The organism is Streptomyces sp. AC555_RSS877 (assembly GCF_019049245.1).
GTDB lineage: Bacteria > Actinomycetota > Actinomycetes > Streptomycetales > Streptomycetaceae > Streptomyces.
In genome coordinates, this window is sequence record NZ_JAGMUK010000236.1 from 1,044 (window position 1) to 1,485 (window position 442).

A 442-nucleotide genomic window follows, 5' to 3' on the forward strand; every position below is an offset into this window, starting at 1 on the left:
TCTCTGTGGAATGAGCAGGCAATTCTCAGATGCCTGCATCAACAGTTCTCACGTCATGCCTGAAACACGACCCGTGATTCTCCTGTACCTAGCAGGCCGTAGAGCCATCTCGGACGACAACGAAATGAGAGTCGACTATGGCATGGAAGTGAGAGTCAGCACGCGGGTATCTGCGTCCTACTCGCCCTCGACCTCCTGCTGACGTGGATCCGCATCCCGTTCCCCCTGCTGCGCCAGACGGCCTGGCTGCTGACGGCCGCGACGATCGCCTTCAACGGCGCAGCCGCCTGGCCCGACCCGCTGGGCGTGGGCATGCACGCGGTCATCCCCATCCTGTTCGTGGTCTGCGTCGAAGCGGCCCGGCACGCGATCGGCCGGATCACCGACATCACGGCCGCCAAGCACATGGAGGGCGTCCGCCTCACCCGCTGGCTGCTGTCCC

Annotated in this window: 1 pseudogene; it reads left to right on the forward strand. The window is 64.0% G+C overall.

The window, feature by feature from the left end:
- Positions 1-162: 162 nt before the first annotated feature.
- A pseudogene (locus KUM49_RS47095) lies at positions 163-442 on the forward strand (DUF2637 domain-containing protein); the annotation flags it as partial.